The sequence below is a fragment of the Bradyrhizobium sp. genome, from assembly GCF_049798375.1.
Lineage (GTDB): Bacteria > Pseudomonadota > Alphaproteobacteria > Rhizobiales > Xanthobacteraceae > Bradyrhizobium.
Map to the genome: position 1 here is coordinate 1 of NZ_JBARGP010000372.1, position 3,298 is coordinate 3,298.

General features: G+C 63.5%; 4 protein-coding genes. 2 read left to right on the plus strand and 2 right to left on the minus strand.

Annotated features, from left to right (window positions below; genetic code table 11):
• Together WA702_RS15955 and WA702_RS15960 are read left to right on the plus strand one after the other, a co-directional pair.
• Window positions 1-1,122: FHIPEP family type III secretion protein (locus WA702_RS15955; RefSeq protein ID WP_425111500.1), on the plus strand; the 1,122-nt coding region annotated here is incomplete at its 5' end.
• Between the two features lie 402 nt (window positions 1,123-1,524).
• Entirely contained in the window at window positions 1,525-1,725 is a 201-nt protein-coding gene (locus WA702_RS15960; protein ID WP_425111501.1) for a hypothetical protein, read from the plus strand.
• A gap of 145 nt (window positions 1,726-1,870) precedes the next feature.
• Here WA702_RS15960 and WA702_RS15965 read toward each other — a convergent pair whose 3' ends face one another.
• Both WA702_RS15965 and WA702_RS15970 read right to left on the minus strand, forming a co-directional pair.
• Window positions 1,871-2,803: an anti-sigma factor gene (locus WA702_RS15965; RefSeq protein ID WP_425111502.1), complete on the minus strand. Its 933-nt coding sequence runs from the start codon at window positions 2,801-2,803 to the stop codon at window positions 1,871-1,873.
• 33 nt (window positions 2,804-2,836) lie between these two features.
• On the minus strand, window positions 2,837-3,298 hold a 462-nt coding region (locus WA702_RS15970; RefSeq protein ID WP_425111503.1), incomplete at its 5' end, for a sigma-70 family RNA polymerase sigma factor.

A 3,298-nucleotide genomic window follows, 5' to 3' on the forward strand; every position in this document is an offset into this window, starting at 1 on the left:
CGCAAGCAGAAGCAGGCCAGCAAGGTGGCTGAGGCCGCGGCTGCCGCAGCCCCCGCCGCAGCAGCGGCCGCCGCAGCGGCCGCCGAGGAGCCGATCGCCTCCGCGCTGAAGATCGACGACCTGAAGATCGAGCTCGGCTATGCGCTGCTGCCGCTGGTCAACGGCCCCGACGGCACCGACCGGCTGACCGACCAGATCAAGGCGCTGCGGCGCTCGCTCGCGATCGAGATGGGTTTTGTGATGCCGTCGGTGCGCATCCTCGACAACGTCCAGCTCGAGGCCAACACCTACATCATCAAGATCAAGGAAGTGGACGCCGGCACCGGCAAGATCTGGCCGAGCCAGTTCATGGCCATGGACCCGAGCGGTAACCAAGTCTCGGTGCCCGGCATCCACACCACCGAACCGACTTTTGGCCTGCCCGCGACCTGGGTCGATGCCAGCCTGAAGGAAGAGGCCTCGCTGAAGGGCTACACGGTGGTGGACGCGGCGACCGTGCTGTCGACCCATTTGACCGAGCTGCTCAAGGCCAACATGTCTGACCTGCTCTCCTATGGCGAGGTGCAGAAGCTCCTGAAGGAGCTGCCGAAGGAGCAGGGTGAGCTGGTCAAGGACATCGTGCCGAGCCAAGTCACCATCTCCGGCATCCAGCGCGTGCTGCAGCTGCTGTTGGCTGAGCGGATCTCGATCCGCGATCTCTCGACGATCCTGGAAGGTGTCGCCGACGCTCTGGCGTTCTCGCGCAATCCGGCCACCATCGTCGAGCACGTCCGCGCCCGCCTCGCCCGCCAGATCTGCGCCGCGAATACCTCGCCGATGGGCTATCTGCCGCTGATCGCGCTGTCGGCGAAGTGGGAGCAAGCGTTCGCGGAATCGCTGGTCGGCCAAGGCGAGGAACGCAGTCTCGCGATGCAGCCGTCAAAACTGTCGGAGTTCATGGGCGCGGTGCGCAACGCCTTCGAACGCGCCGCCCATGAAGGCGAGTCGCCGGTATTAGTTACCTCCGCAGCGATTCGGCCGTTCGTGCGCTCGCTGGTCGAACGGTTCCGCGCCCAGACCACGGTGCTCTCGCAGGCCGAGATCCATCCGCGCGCACGGTTGAAAACGGTCGGCAGCGTGTAGGCCGCTGAAACAGCCGGCAGCGGACGGAACAGTTCTGACCACTGCCCATTATTCGAACGGTGGTGCGAAAGCGCCGGCCGTTTGCCGTTTTTCAAAGCAGTTTCGCCTGTGTGTTTACGCCACACGCAAACGATTTCTTAATTTTGTGGAAATGTGCCACTTTTTGCCGATCGAACCGATAATTTCACTTAAGTATTTGATATTATTGAATTTAATTTGATTTTCGCGATTTGTAGATCGCATTCGATCACAGTCTGTCACGCTGTTGTGATGCCCTCTACGGAACGAAATCGCGCATTCCTACGTTGCTGGTTGCGACGACGATGAACCGGCTGATCGGTGGGTTCGACGAAGTAAAGCAAGCTGATAACGGCACGCACGGAAGACGGCAGGAGAGCTTCCATGAACCACTCGATTTACAGCGCGGACCGCTCGACCCACCTCAAGATCGTGGCGGTGGCGCTCGTGGCAGGGATCGCGGTGGCAGGCTTCGGCATCTCGGCGCGCAGTGGTTCTGACAGCAGCTACACGCAGACGGCCCACGTCATCAAGGCCGGCAAGCCGGTGATGGTGACGAGTTCACAGACGGCGGTGCTGCGCTAAACAGAGGAATTTCAGGAATTCATGCGGCCTTACAGCCCCCCAAGCGACCGCATGGATATGTAGTAGACCCAACCCCAAGTCGACTACCGAAAACGCCCGCTCCCCACGGGCGTTTTCTTTTGTGCGCATGCGTCCGATGCGCCGCTCAGTGCGCCGAATCCGCAGGTGGCACGGTCTCGATCAGCTTGCCGGAGAATACGATCGGCCCCGTCGCCACTCCCGTCGGCGATCCGCCCTCCGGCTCCAGCGACACCGCGTAGGTGGCACCGTTGACGGTGTCGGCATCATAGAACGAAAGCCCCGGCCGCGTCGTGAAGTCCTGACTGCCAATCACGCCCAGCGAGCGCGGCGCCTGAAACTTGTCGGACACCAGCCACAACTCATAGCTCTTGCCCTGCTCCGGCTCGGCGCCGACCCGGCGCACGGTAAAGCTCTTGGCTCCGGCATCGACTGTGAGGATAAAGGCCGGCGCCTCGCCATCCTTCTGCAGTAGCGCAACGAACTGCGCCGCCGGCGGCTTGTTTTCTGCCACCTGCGCACGCGGCCTCAGCGCGGAGGGAAGCAGATCCGGTCGATAGACCTCGACCGAGATCATCGCCAGCAGCACCGCGGCAAGCGTCGTCATCGCATTGGCGACAGCGCGCCACTGCCTCACCCGCGCGGTCAATCGGATCACCTCGGCATTGCCGGCTGGCATTGCATCATCGCGTCTGGTGACTGCGACCAGCGGCTCGACGGCCGGCGCTGCCACCTGCTCCTCTGCAGCCGAGGTCGCGGATGCCAGAGGCGCGGCGCCTTCGGTGTCCAGCGTGACAATATCCGGCTCGGCGCCAAGCGGCGGCGGCGTCGCCGCAGGCCTTGCGATCGCGGCCTTAATACGCTCCCACACCTCTGCGCGCGGCTCGACCAGGCCGACCATCTGGTTCAGCACGCTGAGCCTCAGCACCCACGCCTCGCAGAGCGCGGCATAGCCGGTGTCGACGGCCATCATGGTCTGGACCTGCGCGCGCTCCCCGGCATCCAAGGTGCCGAGCGCGTATTCCGCGGCGAGCGCGATATGGTCTTCGCTATAGGCCATCATCCAGGTCCAGGGTCACGCAATACCAAGGGATCATCCAAGACCCAGGCACTCGCGGATTTCCATCATGCTCCGCCTGAGCCAGGTCTTCACCGTGTTCACAGGCGTCGCGAACTTCGTCGCCAGCTGCTCGCGGCTCCAGCCATTGTAGTAGGCCAGCAGCACCAGCTTCTGACGGTCGGGCTCAAGCCGCCCGACGCACTCCAGCAGTCGCTTCAGCTCCTCCGACATTTCCCGGCGCGCCAGCGGGTCGGGGGTTTCGGCGGCGACATCCATCGCCTCCGGCTCCTCCTCGATCGAGCTCTCGCCGCGCTTGCGCACGACGTCGATCGCGCGGTTGCGCGCAATCGCCGCCATCCACGTGATCGGCGAGGAAACTGCGGGATTGAACTGCCCGGCGCTGTTCCAGACCTTGACGTAGGTTTCCTGAATGACCTCCTCTGCGAGATCCTGTCGCCGCAAGATACGGAGCACCACGCCGTAGAGTTTCGCGCG

Bases quoted from the DNA above. Each gene is read 5' to 3' on its own strand.
- WA702_RS15960 (WP_425111501.1), top strand. From the start codon at position 1,525: ATGAACCACTCGATTTACAGCGCGGACCGCTCGACCCACCTCAAGATC.
- WA702_RS15965 (WP_425111502.1), bottom strand. From the start codon at position 2,803: ATGGCCTATAGCGAAGACCATATCGCGCTCGCCGCGGAATACGCGCTC.